The 13,991-nt window shown below is 66.7% G+C and carries 13 protein-coding genes; 5 read left to right on the top strand and 8 right to left on the bottom strand.

Translation table 11 applies throughout. The features are described from left to right. The first annotated feature begins 38 nt into the window (after window positions 1–38). Window positions 39–799 (top strand): IS5 family transposase gene (locus tag ACSQ24_RS19235; protein WP_436096231.1). Its coding sequence is split into 2 segments (ribosomal slippage): window positions 39–363 and window positions 363–799, totalling 762 coding nucleotides; the frame shifts between segments, so codons are not numbered across the junction. Window positions 800–894: 95 nt separating this feature from the next. On the opposite strand, the gene ACSQ24_RS19230 is transcribed toward ACSQ24_RS19235, so the two are convergent. From ACSQ24_RS19230 to ACSQ24_RS19200, 7 genes are all read right to left on the bottom strand, one after another. Then, window positions 895–1,545: a DUF1254 domain-containing protein gene (locus ACSQ24_RS19230; RefSeq protein WP_436096230.1), complete on the bottom strand. Its 651-nt coding sequence runs from the start codon at window positions 1,543–1,545 to the stop codon at window positions 895–897. After that, window positions 1,542–2,117: a DUF1214 domain-containing protein gene (locus ACSQ24_RS19225; RefSeq protein ID WP_436096229.1), complete on the bottom strand. Its 576-nt coding sequence runs from the start codon at window positions 2,115–2,117 to the stop codon at window positions 1,542–1,544. The genes ACSQ24_RS19230 and ACSQ24_RS19225 overlap by 4 nt, the downstream gene beginning before the upstream one ends. Before the next feature lie 32 nt (window positions 2,118–2,149). Beyond that, window positions 2,150–4,357, bottom strand: a complete 2,208-nt coding sequence (locus ACSQ24_RS19220) for a transglycosylase domain-containing protein (protein ID WP_436096228.1) — start codon at window positions 4,355–4,357, stop codon at window positions 2,150–2,152. 163 nt (window positions 4,358–4,520) lie between these two features. Further along, complete coding sequence (locus tag ACSQ24_RS19215; RefSeq protein ID WP_436096227.1) at window positions 4,521–5,303, bottom strand: class I SAM-dependent methyltransferase; 783 nt, start codon at window positions 5,301–5,303, stop codon at window positions 4,521–4,523. A 42-nt stretch (window positions 5,304–5,345) separates the two neighbouring features. Then, window positions 5,346–6,131, bottom strand: a complete 786-nt coding sequence (locus ACSQ24_RS19210; RefSeq protein ID WP_436097926.1) for an ABC transporter ATP-binding protein — start codon at window positions 6,129–6,131, stop codon at window positions 5,346–5,348. Then, window positions 6,128–7,168, bottom strand: coding sequence for a FecCD family ABC transporter permease (locus tag ACSQ24_RS19205; RefSeq protein WP_436097925.1), 1,041 nt, complete (start codon window positions 7,166–7,168; stop codon window positions 6,128–6,130). The genes ACSQ24_RS19210 and ACSQ24_RS19205 overlap by 4 nt, the downstream gene beginning before the upstream one ends. 59 nt (window positions 7,169–7,227) lie before the next feature. After that, window positions 7,228–8,370 (bottom strand): ABC transporter substrate-binding protein, encoded by a 1,143-nt coding sequence (locus ACSQ24_RS19200; RefSeq protein WP_436096226.1) that lies wholly within the window; start codon window positions 8,368–8,370, stop codon window positions 7,228–7,230. A 183-nt stretch (window positions 8,371–8,553) separates the two neighbouring features. On the opposite strand from ACSQ24_RS19200, the gene ACSQ24_RS19195 reads away from it, so the two are divergent. The 3 genes from ACSQ24_RS19195 to ACSQ24_RS19185 all read left to right on the top strand — a co-directional run bounded on the left by ACSQ24_RS19195 (window position 8,554) and on the right by ACSQ24_RS19185 (window position 9,774). Then, the gene (locus ACSQ24_RS19195; protein WP_436096225.1) at window positions 8,554–9,045 is read left to right on the top strand and encodes a YcgN family cysteine cluster protein; all 492 of its coding nucleotides are present in this window, start codon (window positions 8,554–8,556) and stop codon (window positions 9,043–9,045) included. 70 nt (window positions 9,046–9,115) lie between these two features. Continuing rightward, a complete protein-coding gene (locus ACSQ24_RS19190) occupies window positions 9,116–9,355 on the top strand; it encodes an AbrB/MazE/SpoVT family DNA-binding domain-containing protein (RefSeq protein ID WP_436096224.1) in 240 nt (79 codons plus the stop codon). Continuing rightward, window positions 9,352–9,774, top strand: a complete 423-nt coding sequence (locus tag ACSQ24_RS19185; protein ID WP_436096223.1) for a type II toxin-antitoxin system VapC family toxin — start codon at window positions 9,352–9,354, stop codon at window positions 9,772–9,774. Before ACSQ24_RS19190 ends, ACSQ24_RS19185 begins: the two co-directional genes overlap by 4 nt. An 18-nt stretch (window positions 9,775–9,792) precedes the next feature. Here the strand turns inward: ACSQ24_RS19185 and ACSQ24_RS19180 are convergent, their stop codons facing one another. Beyond that, a complete protein-coding gene (locus tag ACSQ24_RS19180) occupies window positions 9,793–10,938 on the bottom strand; it encodes an alpha-hydroxy acid oxidase (protein WP_436096222.1) in 1,146 nt (381 codons plus the stop codon). A gap of 305 nt (window positions 10,939–11,243) precedes the next feature. Here ACSQ24_RS19180 and ppdK point away from each other — a divergent pair, with 305 nt between their 5' ends. Further along, complete coding sequence (ppdK, locus tag ACSQ24_RS19175) at window positions 11,244–13,928, top strand: pyruvate, phosphate dikinase (RefSeq protein ID WP_436096221.1); 2,685 nt, start codon at window positions 11,244–11,246, stop codon at window positions 13,926–13,928. Window positions 13,929–13,991: the final 63 nt, after the last annotated feature.

The following is a 13,991-nucleotide window of genomic DNA, read 5'->3' as shown; positions in this document are numbered from 1 at the left end:
CCGCGGTTCTGATTCAACGCTGCTTTTTGGAGGCGGAGTTGGAAGGCGAGGTTCTTCGGGACGATCAATGGGCGCGCATCGAGCCATTCGTGCCTAGCGGCCGCAAGGGCAAGCGGGGGCCGCGCAGCAATGGCCGGTTGTTCGTGGACGCGCTGTTGTGGATGGCGCGGTCAGGCGGTCGGTGGCGTGATCTGCCCACGCGATTTGGGCCCTATCAAACGGCCAAGCGGCGCTATTACCGCTGGATCGAGATGGGCGTGCTCAATCGCCTGTTCGAGGCGGTGGCCGCTGAGCCCGACCTGGAATGGGTCATGCTGGACGCCACGGTCATCCGCGCCCATGCCCAAGCCGCCGGCGCGCGGCGAAAAAGGGGGGACCGGACGCCCAGGCGCTTGGCCGGTCTCGTGGCGGCTTCGGCACCAAGATCCACGTCTGCGTAGACGCGCTGGGCCTGCCGGTTCGCATCCTGCTGGGGCCGGGTCAGCAGAACGACATGGCTCCGGCCTGTGACCTGATCGACGGCGTCGCCGCTCAATCCGTCCTGGCCGACAAGGCCTATGACGCCGATCGGCTCTATCTGAAGATCATCCAGCAGGGCGGCGATCCCGTCGTCCCGCCCCGCCGCCATCGTAAGCGACAACACGCCTATGATCGGCTCCTCTACAAGGAACGAAACCGCGTCGAGCGCTTCTTCAGCCGCATCAAGCACTTCCGCCGCATCGCCACACGATACAACAAGCTGGCGGCCACCTTCATGGGCTTCGTCACTCTCGCCGCCATCATGCTCTGGCTCAAATAGCTAAATCGTCACCGCAGCCTAGAGCATTTTCGAGCGAAATGGACATCGGTTCGCGTGAAGAAAGTGCGATAAAACAGAGTATTAGGCGCTAGCGCCTAATCCGCCAGCCCGCAGGCCACGCCGGTCGCCAGCGCCTCCGCCTCGTTGCGGTCGAAGGCGCGGCGGACCAGCACCCTTGCGACGACGAGCCCTTGCAGCGAAGGCGAAACCACACGCAGCTCCCGCGAGGTCTCGCCCTCCTCGTCGTTGGCCAGCCGCTCGTCGAGCTGCTCCTGCGTCATCACCACGAATTCGAGGACGCCGCGGATCGCGGCCCTGTCGGTGATCGCATAGGCCGCGCCGCCGCCGCGGCGATGAACCGTGAGGCCGAGCGGCAACGAGCCGGTGCGCGCTACGACGCGTAGCGGCCCTGCCGCGAGGTCGTAGCTGCATACGGCCGCGACGCTGTTCGGGTCGGTGTCGAGCATGGCAGGCAGACCGACCGGTGGCGGCGTCACCAACTCGGCCCGGCCGTTCATGCCCAGCGCCGCGTAGACGGTGGCCGCGTCGCGCGTGGCCAAGGCTGGGACCCTCAGCACGGTGACGATGTGGACGATGCCGGCGAGCACCAGCCCGGCCAGTGTCAGCAGCACGAGCCGCAGCATGCCGCTCCCGAGCCGCGACAGCCAGCGGCGAGGCTGCGATCGGCCCGTGACCCTGGGCTGGCTCGCTGCAGGCAGCGCTCCGGTATTGTCCGCAGCGCTCATCGGCAGTCGATCCGGGCAATACGGGGCAGGGCGCCGGGCCTGAGTTCGCCGGCATGGCTCGAGATCGGCGTGTCGTAGAGCCGCAGGCGGAGCTGGAACCGGCCGCCCGGCGGCAAGGGCAGCCAGTTGCCGGCCTCCGGCGCCGTCGCCAGCACGATGCGCATGCCGCCGCGTTCGCCGCGGACGATCTCGGCATCGGTGAAACTCGCGCGCTCGGCAGCAGGCTGCAGGGAACGGCCCGTGGGGTCGGCGAGGTCGAGCGACCAGCCGCGCGCCGGCGGCGTTGTTCCGCTGACGAGATAGCGGCAACGGGCGTCGAGTGCCTGCCCGGCATCATCTGCCTTGGCTATGAGTTCCAGGCCTTCACCGGCTCCGAGCGGCAGGTGAACGCCGCGCGCCAGATAGGCCCGCATATAGGGATCGATGTCGCGCGCGCCGCCGTTCGGCCAGGTCGTCCAGGCACCGATCTGGGCTCGCCCGAACCAGGGCCGCTCCGCCACCGCATAACGCGCCGAGACGAGGCCGAGCCCGGCGCCGAGCGCGATCACATAAGCGAGGGGGAGTACGCGCATCGGATGATCTTGGCCCGCATCGGCGTCTGAGCCTAGCGAATGACGGAGAGGCCGGTGGGAGCGCCGCGGATCCCGGCCTGGACGGAGGCGCGCGCGGCCCGCGGAGCCTCGACCGATTTGAACATCGTGCCGACGGCGGAGAGCAGCTCGAAGGATTTGCGCGACATATGGCCGGCGCTGGCGCCGGTTGCGGGATCGCTGGCTTTCGCCACCACAGTCTTGGCGTCGCCGGGCTGCGGCGTCACGCCCGGGATCGGCTTCAGCTCGATGCCCTGATGCGCGAAGCCCATGATCTCCTTCCAGGTCATTGCCGGCAGCGAGCCGCCGGTCATGTTGTTGGTCTCGGAGGAATCGTCGTTGCCGAACCAGATCGCGCCGACGAGATTGCCAGTGTAGCCGACATACCAGGCATCCTTGTAACCATTGGTCGTGCCGGTCTTGCCGGCGCTGACGACGCCATCGAGCGCGGCGCGCCGGCCGGTGCCTGCCGTCGGTACGGTCGACAGCATCTGGTTCATCTCGAAGGCGACCTGCGTGCTCAGCACCTGAGCGGGCGCCGGCTCGTCGCGGTCATGGCGATAGATCTCCTCTCCCCCCGAATTGCGGATATCGAAGGCGGCGTAAGGCTTGGCCCGCTTGCCGCCGCTGGCGAAGACGGCATAGCCGGCCGCCTGGTCGATCACGGTCACCTCCGCCGCGCCGATCGGCAGCGAGACGGTGTCGATCAGCGGTGTGGTCAGGCCCATCGCCCGGCAGGTCTCGACGATCTTGGTCCGGCCGATGCGCGCCGCGCGGGCCTCGTGGGTTTCGCCGGTGGCGCGGCCGATCGCGATCGACATCTGCACCGGGATCGTATTGATCGACTTCGCCAGCGCCACCGTCAGCGGCATGGAGCCGGCATAGGAGCGCCCGTAATTGTTCGGGCACCAGTTGCCGATGCAAACGGGTCGGTCGGTGACAATAGTCGTCGGCTTGTAGAGCCCGGCGCTCATCGCCGCCGCATAGACGTACGGCTTGAAGGAAGAGCCGGGCTGGCGCAGGCTCGAGGTGGCGCGATTGAACTGGCTCGCGCCATAGTCGCGTCCGCCGACGATGGCGCGCACCGCCCCGTCCGGATCCATGATCACCGCGGCCGCCTGCTTGGCGCGATAGGCCGGGCCGTACTGGCGCAGGATCGACTCGACCGCTTCGTCGGCGCGCTTCTGGATCGCCGGGTCGTAGGGCGTCTTCACTGTCAGCACCCGTTCCGGGCCGAGTTTGCCGTCCTCGGCGAGCCTGCGGGTCTCGTCGAAGGCCCAGTCGAGATAGTAGTCCGGGCTCGAGTCGCGCCGCCGGTCGATCGGCGTCGCCGGGTTGCGCTTGGCCGAATCGACCTGGCCGGCCGTCATGAAACCGGCATCGACCATGGCGTTGAGCACGTCGTTGGCGCGCGCCCGTGCCGCCGGCAGGTTGACATGCGGAGCGAACCTGGTCGGGGCCTTGAATAGCCCGGCCAGCATCGCCGCTTCCGCAAGACTGACATCCTTCACCGATTTGCCGAAATAGTAATCGGCCGCCGCCGCGACCCCGAAGGTGCCACCGCCCATATAGGCGCGGTCGAGATAGAGCTTGAGGATCTCGTTCTTGGTCAGCCGGTATTCCAGCCAGAGCGACAGGAAGGCTTCCTTGATCTTGCGGTCGAGCGAGCGTTCGTTGTTGAGGAAAAGGTTCTTCGCCAGCTGCTGGGTGATCGAGGAACCGCCCTGGACCACGCCCGAGGCGCGGGCGTTGACGGTGAGCGCCCGGAAGGTGCCGAAGGCGTCGATGCCGAAATGGTCGTAGAAGCGGCGATCCTCGGTCGCCAGCACCGCCTTGAGCAGATGGTCCGGGAACTCCTCGAGCTTCAGCGAATCGTCATGGCGTGCGCCGCGATGGCCGATCTCCGAGCCGTAGCGGTCGAGGAAGGTGACGGCGAAGACCTGGTTCTTGAGCGCCTCTTCGCGTCCTTCCTGGAAGGCCGGGATCGCCAGCATCAGCATGACGATCGCGCCGGCGATGCCGACGTTCAGCCCCTCACTGGCGAATTCGGCTGCGAGCCGTTTCGGCCCGCTGACGGTCAGCCGGTCGGTCGCGCTGCGGATGCGTTCATAGACCTCGCCGGCGCGTTGGCCGGCCGCATAGAGCGAGGCGCCGATCCATGCGTCGACGCTGAGCGCGAGGCGCTTCAGGCGGGTCGTCCAGCGGGCCTTCCTGAACTCCATCACGGCTCTGCGCCACCCTGAGCATGCCGGCGGCTCGCGTCCGCGGCGTCCCGGTCCGAGCAGCGAGCGCCCGATCCGACACAAGAAGGTAAGTGCTCGATGCCTGCAACGGAAGAGGGCAGCGGTGGAGCTGCACGGCAAAAACGGGTGTTCTGCGGTAGGCTCAGGTCTTCGTCGCGAGCAGCGCGAAACGGGTCGATGACGCCAGCCGGAGCGCATCGTGCAGGGCGGCATGGCGCTGCTGCGCCTTGACCACCTGCGCGTAGTCGGCGGGCTCGACGTGGGCGAAGCCGGCTTGCCGCAACATGCCGGAGAGTCGCTCCGCGCTCAGGCCCTCCCGGAAGAAGAAGCGGCTGGTGATCGAGTCGAAAGCCTCGCGATCGGCTGCTTGCGGAGCTGCGCCGGCACGCTCGCGCAGGAAGGTCGCTACCCGATTGAGCAGGCCCTGCAGCCAGGAGCGGTTGATCCAGTCGCCGTCGATGACGAGCAGCTTGCCGCCGGGCTTCAGGACCCGGAACCATTCGGCGAAGGCCGCTTCGGGCTCGGTCAGCGTCCAGACCAGATGGCGGGTGACCAGCGCGTCGTAGGTCTCGTTGTCGTCGAACAGGCGCTCGGCATCGCCGGCCAGGATTCGGGCCCTCTCGCCATGCTTGGCGCGGGCGCGGGCCAGCATCTCCTCGGAGAAGTCGATTCCCGTGACCTTGTGCCCGAGTGAGAGCAGAGCGCGGGTGATCTCGCCGGTGCCGCAGGCGAGGTCGAGCACGTCGCGCGGCTGCGTGCCGAAGGATTGCCGCAGCAGCGACTGGAAGGCGGCGAGCTCGGCGTCCGATTTGATGGCGTGGCCGACCTGCTGGTCGAAGGTGGCGGCCCGGCCGGACCAGTAGGTCCGAATCTCCTCCTTGAGGGAGTAGTTGGCGCCGGAGGGAGAAAAGCTGCTGTCGGACATTGGCATTCGCCACGCGGAACTAGAGGGGAATTAAGCCGCCCGTCAGACCGGCGCAAGCTGCGTTACGCTATGCGTCCGCCTGCGGGCCGAGCCATGGACGACGACGAAGGGCGTCTCGCCTTCAGCCGCCTCGACGCGGGCGACGACGCCATAGACCTCTTCGAGCAGGGCCGGCGTGACGATCTCTCGCGGATCGCCGAAGGCGGCGAGCCGACCCTTGGCCAACACCATCACCTTGTCGGCGATGCGCAGCGCCTGGTTGAGGTCGTGGATCGCGATCAGCACGCAGACCTGCCGCTCGCGCGCCAGCCGCGAGACGAGACTCAAGACCTCGAACTGGCGGTGCAGGTCGAGCGCGCTGGTCGGCTCGTCGAGCAGCATGATCTCGGGCCGGCGCACCAGCGTCTGGGCGATCGAGACGAGCTGGCGCTGGCCGCCCGAGAGCTCCCCGAGGCCGCGGAAGGCGAGGTCGGCGATGTCGAGTGCGTGCAGCGCCTCGTCGATGGCCGCGAGCTCGTCGTCACCGACGCCCCAGGAGCCGCCCTGCTTGCGGGCGAGCAGGATCGATTCGTAGACGGTCAGCACCGCGTTCACCGCCGTGTCCTGCGGCAGGTAGCAGGGCGACTTGCCGGTCGCGCTTTCGACGTGGATTGAGCCGGCACCTCCGAGCAACCCGGCGATACGGCGGAACAGGCTCGACTTGCCAGCGGCGTTGGGGCCGATCACGGCGACGATTTCGCCGCCCTTCATCTCCGGCGTGCTGATCCCGCTGAGGATTTGGCGCTTGCCATAGGCGACGCCGACATCGTTGAGCGTCAGGCGCTTCACCACGAGCGTCTCCGGCTGGTCAGGATCAGGCTGAAGAAGAAGGGCACTCCGACCAGTGCGGTGACGATGCTGATCGGGAAGATCAGGCCGGGGATCAGGGATTTGCTGACCACCGACGAGGCCGAGAGCACGGCGGCGCCGGCCAATGCCGAGGCCGGCATGAAGAAGCGCTGATCCTCGCCGATCACCATGCGGGCGATGTGCGGTCCGACCAGCCCGATGAAGCCGATCGTACCGACGAAGGCGACCGGCACCGCCGCCAGCAGGGCGACGAGCAGCATGGTCTCGAGCCGCAAATACCTGACGTCGATGCCGAAGCTCGCGGCCTTCTCGTCGCCGAGGCGCAGCGTCGTCAGCGCCCAGGCCCGGCGCGCGAACAGCGGGATGCAGAGAACGAGCACCGTCGAGGTGATCGCCAGCTTGTGCCAGTTCGCCTTGGTCAGTGAGCCCATCATCCAGAACACGACCGCGCCGAGCGCTTGCTCCGATGCGAAGAACTGCAGCAGCGAGAGCAGGGCGTTGAAGGTGAAGACCAAGGCGATGCCGAGCAGCACCACCGTCTCGGTGGTGACGCCGCGGCGCTGGCTCAGGAGATGGATCAGCAACGAGGCGCCCATCGCCATGATGAAGGCGTTGAGCGGCACGACATAGTCGATGGCGAGCGGGACGATGGAAACGCCGAAGACCAGCGCCAGCGCCGCCCCGAAACTCGCCGCGGCCGAGATGCCGAGCGTGAACGGGCTGGCGAGCGGGTTGTTCAGCACGGTCTGCATCTGTGCGCCGGCGATGGCGAGCGCGGCTCCCGTCACGACCGCCATCAGCGCGACCGGCAGGCGGATGTCCCAGATCACCACTCTGACCGCGGCCGGCGCGGTCGAGGGCGAGATCAGCGCGTTGACGGCTTCGGCGACGCTGTACCGAGCCGGGCCGAGCATCAGGTCGACGATCAGGCAGGCGAGCAGCACGGCGGCGAAGCCGGCGAGGATCAGCTTGCGGCGCAGCGCCAGCGCCCGATAGGCGTCGCGCCCTTGGGCCATGCTCTGGCTTGCCTCTGCCGGCTTGGTCACGATCTCGTCGGCGCTGACCGGCGCGAGGCTCATTTGCCGGCCTCGAGCGAGACCCACAGACCGGGCTCATAGGGCAGCGGCAGGAAGCGCTCGTGCAGCACTTTCATCGTGGCGCCCGCGTCGACGTCCTTGAACAAATCGGGGTGCAGCCACTTCGCGATCTCCTGGATCGCCACGAACTGGTAGGGGCTGTTGTAGAACTGGTGCCAGATGCCGTGGACCCGGCCGCTCTTGACGGCGGCAGTCTGTGTGAAGGCCGGGCGCTTCATCAGATTGGTCAGCTTGCGGCGCGCCTCGGTCATGTCGGCGCCATAGCCGAGGCCGACCCAGTTGCCGCCCGGGACATAGCCGTCCCAGTTGCTGCCGGTGACGATCACGACATCGGGATTGGAGGCGACGATCTGCTCGGCGTTGACGGTGCCGAAGGTGCCGGGGATCAGCGGCGTCGCCAGGTTCCGGCCGCCGGCGAAGTCGACCATCTTGCCGAAGTTCTCGTTGCCGAAGGACATGCAGCAATCGTCGGAATAGCCGCCGGCGCGCTCGACCATGACCAGCGGACGCTTGAGATCGGTCGCCTTGGCGAGGCGGTCGGTCACGACCTTGATCTGCTCGGCGCGGAATTTGATGAAATCTTCGGCAATCTGCTCCTTGCCGAAGAGCTTGCCGATCAGGCGCATCGATGGCTCGGTGTGCTCGAACGGCTTCTCGCGGAAGTCGACATAGACGACCGGGATGCCGACCGAGGCGAGCTTCTCGACCAGCTTGGCCTCGTCGCTGGCGATCTTGGCTTCGATGTTGAGGAAGAGCACATCGGGCTTGAGCGCGATCGCCTGCTCGATGTCGAAGGTGCCTTCCTTCATGCCGCCGAAGGTCGGCAGCTTGGCGATCTGCGGATAGCGCTTCTCATAGCCGCGATAGGTCTCGGGATCGGCCTTGCCGAGATCGTCGCGCCAGCCGACGACGCGCTTGAACGGCTCGTCCTTGTCGAGCGCGCCGACGAAATACATCTGCCGGCCTTCGCCGAGGATGATCCGCTTGACCGGGGCCTCGACCTCGACCTTGCGCCCGACGATGTCGGTGACGGTCACCTTGTCGGCCAATGCGGGGAGGGCCGCGACGGTCAGGCCTGCGGTGATGGTAAAGGCGCGCAGCAGGGATCGGCGGGTCAGCATCGGGAGGCTCATGAGCGAGGGAATTCTTCCTCCCGTTAGGCCGATCCGAGTATTCGGTCAATTTTCATAGATTATAATGCCTCTAAACAAAGATTAGAATGAATGTAAATTTTCGAGGGGAGGCGTGCCCTCCTGCGACGCTGGCGCGCTTCCCTCTGCCGCCGCGGCAGGGCATAAGCGGCCATGGCCGACCCGATGACCGACAGCGCGCCCTTCTGGCGCACCAAGACGCTCGAGGAGATGACCGAGGCGGAGTGGGAATCGCTCTGCGACGGCTGCGGTCGCTGCTGCCTGGTCAAGCTCGAGGATGACGACACCGGCAGGCTCCACGCCACCGATATCGGCTGCCGCCTGTTCGACGCGGGAACCTGCCGCTGCCACGATTACGCCAACCGCTCGAAGACCGTCCCCGATTGCGTCACGCTCACGCCCGAAGCGGTGCGCACATTGTCCTGGCTGCCGCCGACCTGCGCCTACAAGCTGGTTGGGGAGGGCAGGGATCTGCCCTGGTGGCATCCGCTCGTCTCGGGCGATCCGCAGACGGTCGTCGCCGCTGGGGTGTCGGTCCGGAACCGCGTCTACGCGAACGAGGACGAGGTCGCCGAGGACGAGATCGTCGAGCGCATCGTCAATTGGCCGCTGCGCTGGCCGAAGGCGGCACGCGGGCGCAGATAGCCGTGTGTGGTGGCGCTTGCAGCGCCAGAGGTGTATTCTTACTCTTACAAGTAAGAGTAAGGAGATTGCAATGCGGATCACGTCCAAGGGGCAGGTGACCATTCCCGCCGATATTCGCGAACGGGCCGGACTCCTGCCTGAGACCGAGGTGGATTTCGAGTTCGATGGCAAGGTCGTCCGGATCGTGCCCGTGGCGGCGCGCCGTAAGATGGGGCGCGGCGACAGGCTCGTTGCGCATCTGCGCCGCAGCAAGGGCGATATCGTCATGACGACCGATGAGATCATGGCGCTGACGCGCGAGCCCGAATGAACGCAGTCCTCGTCGACAGCAATGTCCTACTCGACGTTCTGACGCAGGACACCCGCTGGTCCGCCTGGTCGGCGCGAGCCCTATCCGAGGCTGCTGATCGGCAGCGGCTTGTGATCAACGCCATAGTCTATGCCGAAATCTCGACCCATTATTCGCGGGTGGAGGATTTGGATGCGGCCCTCCCCACGACGATGCTGGAGCGGGAGCCGATTCCATTTACCGCTGCATTTCTGGCCGGCAAATGCTTCCTTGCCTACAAGCGCCGAGGCGGGGCGAAGCAATCGCCGCTTCCCGATTTTTTCATCGGCGCGCATGCAGCGGTGGCCGGCTACACGCTGATCACACGCGATGCTTCCCGCTATCGGACATATTTCCCCGGCTTGCCGCTGATCGCTCCGGACGCAGCACCCCAAAAGTGAGACATCACTGGGCCGGCTCTATCTGAAGCGCAAATTCTCGCGCGACAGCTGATCGAGGCTGGTCACGCCCATCAATTTCATGCCGCGCTCGACTTCCGTCTTGAGCTGGCCGAGGGCGCGTTCCACCCCAGGCTGTCCGGCTGCCGCGAGCGGGTAGAGATAGTAGCGCCCGACGCCGACCGCCTTGGCGCCGAGCGACAGCGCCTTGAGTACATGCGTGCCGCGCTGGATGCCGCCATCCATGATCACGTCGATGCGGTCGCCGACCGCATCGACGATCTCGGCAAGCTGGTCGAAGGCGGCGCGCGAGCCGTCGAGCTGCCGGCCGCCATGGTTGGACAGGACGATGCCGCTGCAGCCGATCTCGACCGCACGCCTGGCGTCGGCGACGGACATGATCCCCTTGAGGCAGAACTGGCCGGACCAGAGCCTGACCATCTCGGCGACATCGTCCCAGGTCATCGCCGGATCGAGCATCTCGGTGAAATAGCGGCTGATCGACATCGCGCCGCCACCCATATCCACATGCTGGTCGAGCTGCGGCAGGCTGAATTTCTCGTGGGTGAGGTAGTTCAGCGCCCATTGCGGCTTGATCGCGAACTGCGTCACGCCGGCGAGATTGAGCTTGAACGGGATCGAAAAGCCGGTGCGAAGGTCGCGCTCGCGATTGCCGCCGGTGATGCTGTCGACGGTCAGCATCATCACGTTCACGCCGGCCCCCTTGGCGCGCTCCATCATCGCCCGGTTCAGGCCGCGATCCTTGTGGAAGTAGAACTGGTAGACCTGCGGCCCGCTATGGGCCTTGCGCAGCTCTTCGAGGCTGACGGTGCCGAGCGACGACACGCCGAACATGGTGCCGTAGCGCGCCGCCGCGGCGGCGACTGCGCGTTCGCCCTGATGATGGAACAGGCGCTGCAGGGCCGTTGGCGAGCAGTAGAACGGCACGGCGAGCTTCTGGCCCATCACGGTGACCGAGGTGTCGAGGCTGCTCACGCCGCGCAGGACGTTCGGAACGAGGTCGCAGCGTTCGAAGCTCTCCGAGTTCCGACGGAGGGTGACCTCGTCATCGGCGCCGCCGTCGATGTAGTTGAAGATCGGACCCGGCAGCCGCTTTCTGGCGAGCGTGCGGAAGTCGTGGAAGTTGTGGCAGTCGTTCAGGCGCATCGTTCGCTTCGGCGTCGTTCTGGGCAGGAGAGGCGGCGCTGGCGACCGTTGGATCGGCGCTGGCTGCTCAAGGCGGGACGGTACCCTATCGCCGAGCGTCGGCCTTGGCCATATTGCGCCGCCTGTCGCCGCGCGGTCTGTGATTGCCCGGCAGCGGTTGGTACTGCGCATGCTCATTGATTGTTCATGCGCTTTTCGGCATGACCACGCCGCGCGGTGCGTTGCAGCAGGCGCTGCCGCAAATGCGAAACCATGCGGGCGCGCCGGCGTTCATTGCCGGTCACCAACGTTGGGAAAGGCAGGCTATGGCAGGCGAGAAGTGGGTCTACACCTTCGGCGACGGCAAGGCCGAGGGCGAGGCGGGCATGAAGAACCTGCTCGGCGGCAAGGGCGCGAACCTGGCCGAGATGAGCAATCTCGGACTTCCGGTGCCTCCGGGCTTTACCATCACCACCGAGGTCTGCACCTGGTACTACGACAACGGCAAGAAATTCCCGGCGGCGCTCGATGCCGAGACCAAGGCGGCGCTCGCCGGCATGGCCAAGCTGACCGGCAAGACCTTCGGCGATCCGGCCAATCCGCTGCTCGTCTCGGTCCGTTCGGGCGCGCGCGCCTCGATGCCGGGCATGATGGACACCGTCCTCAATCTCGGCCTCAACGACGTCACCGTCGAAGCTGTCGCCAAGGCCTCGGGCGATGCCCGCTTCGCCTATGACAGCTATCGCCGCTTCATCACCATGTACTCGAACGTCGTGCTCGACATCGACCACGGCCATTTCGAAGAGGCGCTCGAGGACTACAAGGAGCGCAAGGGCCACAACCTCGACACCGATCTCTCGGCCGATGACTGGAAGGTGCTGGTCGGCAAGTACAAGGACATCGTCAGGAAGGAGCTCGGCTCCGACTTCCCGCAGGATCCGCAGGAGCAGCTCTGGGGCGCGGTCGGCGCCGTCTTCTCCTCCTGGATGAATGCCCGCGCCATCAAATACCGCGAGCTCAACAGCATCCCCGCCTCCTGGGGCACGGCCGTCAACGTCCAGTCGATGGTCTTCGGCAATATGGGCGAGACCTCCGCGACCGGCGTCGCCTTCACCCGCAACCCCTCGACCGGCGAGAACGCGCTCTATGGCGAGTTCCTGATCAACGCCCAGGGCGAGGACGTCGTCGCCGGCATTCGCACCCCGCAGGACATCACCGAGGTGGCCAAGGCCGCCGCCGGCTCCGACAAGCCTTCGATGGAGAAGGCGATGCCGGAGGCCTATGCCGAGCTCTGCCGCATCTACGGCATCCTCGAGAAGCATTACCGCGACATGCAGGACATGGAGTTCACCATCCAGGAGGGCAAGCTCTGGATGCTGCAGACCCGTTCCGGCAAGCGCACCGCCAAGGCGGCGCTCAGGATCGCGGTCGATCTCGCTCAAGAGGGTCTGATCAGCGAGAAGGAAGCGGTCGGCCGCGTCGAGCCCGGCGCGCTCGACCAGCTGTTGCATCCGACCATCGACACCAAGGCCGAGCGGCGCGTGCTGACCGCCGGCCTGCCGGCCTCGCCCGGTGCAGCTGCCGGCGAGGTGGTCTTCACCTCGGAGGCGGCCGAGCTCGCCAAGAAGGGCGGCAAGAAGGTCATCCTCGTGCGTGTCGAGACGAGCCCGGAGGACATTCATGGCATGCACGCCGCCGAGGGCATCCTGACCACGCGCGGCGGCATGACCTCGCATGCGGCGGTCGTGGCGCGCGGCATGGGCAAGCCCTGCGTCTCCGGCGCCGGCCAGATCCGCGTCGATTACGCCAAGGGCACGATGACGGTCGGGTCGACCACGTTGAAGGCCGGCGACTTCATCACCATCGACGGCAGCAACGGCCAGGTCCTGCTCGGCGAGGTCAAGATGCAGCAGCCCGAGCTCTCCGGCGACTTCAGGACGCTGATGGGCTGGGCCGACAAGGTGCGTCGCCTCAAGATCCGCGCCAATGCCGAGACCCCGCGTGACGCCAAGATGGCGCGCGAGTTCGGCGCCGAGGGCATCGGCCTCAGCCGTACCGAGCACATGTTCTTCGATGCCGGCCGCATCCTCTCTGTCCGCGAGATGATCCTGGCCGAGGACGAGAAGGGCAGGCGCGCCGCGCTCGCCAAGCTCCTGCCGATGCAGCGCCAGGACTTCGTCGAGCTCTTCACCATCATGCAGGGCCTGCCGGTGACGATCCGTCTGCTCGATCCGCCGCTGCACGAGTTCTTGCCGCAGACCGATGACGAGATCGCCGAGGTCGCCTCGGCGATGGGCACGACCGTCGACAAGCTGAAGCGCCGCGCCGCCGAGCTGCACGAGGTCAACCCGATGCTCGGCTTCCGCGGCGTGCGTCTCGCCGTCGCCTATCCCGAGATCGCCGAGATGCAGGCGAGGGCCATCTTCGAGGCGGCAGTGATCGCCGCCAAGGAGACCGGTCATCCGGTCATCCCGGAGGTGATGGTACCGCTGGTGATGGGCGCGCCCGAGCTCGACCTGGTCAAGGGCCGGATCGATGCGATGGCCGAGGCGGTGAAGAAGGAGAGCGGTACCGAGTTCACCTATCAGGTCGGCACCATGATCGAACTGCCGCGTGCCGCGCTACGGGCGGAAGAGATCGCCAGGAGCGCCGAGTTCTTCTCCTTCGGCACCAACGACTTGACGCAGACCGCGCTCGGCATCAGCCGTGACGATGCCGGTTCCTTCCTCGGCTCCTACACGGCTCGGGGCCTGCTCGAATCCGATCCCTTCGTCACGATCGACCAGGACGGCGTCGGCGAGTTGGTCAGGATCGCCGTCGAGCGTGGCCGCAAGGCGCGCCCCGACATCAAGCTTGGCATCTGCGGCGAGCATGGCGGCGACCCGGCCTCGATCGGCTTCTGCGAGAGCGTCGGCCTCGACTACGTCTCCTGCTCGCCCTTCCGCGTGCCGATCGCGCGGCTCGCTGCGGCGCAGGCGGCGCTGGGGGCGATCAAGGCCAAGGACGCCTGAAGCGCTCCCCGTCATTGCGAGGAGCGGAGCGACGAAGCAATCTAGGGGCCGCCGGGCGAGCCC

Origin of the sequence: Allobosea sp. LjRoot237, from assembly GCF_964253285.1 — a bacterium.
Taxonomy (GTDB): Bacteria; Pseudomonadota; Alphaproteobacteria; order Rhizobiales; family Beijerinckiaceae; genus Allobosea.
Note: the sequence above shows the minus strand (reverse complement) of the source record. Positions and strands in the feature narration are given on the sequence as shown.